This window comes from Arthrobacter sp. Y3221157 (assembly GCF_059089865.1).
Window position 1 is genome coordinate 1 of record NZ_JBNHFD010000247.1, and the last position, 313, is coordinate 313.

Annotated in this window: 1 pseudogene; it reads right to left on the reverse strand. The window is 75.1% G+C overall.

The window, feature by feature from the left end:
• Positions 1–313, reverse strand: a pseudogene (locus tag AC5RTT_RS20865) (hypothetical protein); the annotation flags it as partial.

A 313-nucleotide genomic window follows, 5' to 3' on the forward strand; every position in this document is an offset into this window, starting at 1 on the left:
GCCTCCGCGGGCTGCCCGGGCTCTGGGGCCTTGACGGCGGCGGTAGGAACGGTGGCCGGGGCAGCGGGGACGGAGGGGACCTGCGCGGTTGGCTCCTCCAACTGGTTCCCGGCGGGAGCGGCCGGCGCGGTTCCGGTGACGAACGAGGTGACGGTCCGCTGCAGGTTGCTGAAGGAGTCGCGGAAGCCCTGGTCCGAGGCGACGGCGACAGCTCCGCCCGCGGAGAGCGAGACGGCCACGGACAGCGCGGTGAGGGTGATGCGGCGCTTCGCGCGGCGCCGTGCGGCCAGTTCATCCACGGGTGCGGACGCGG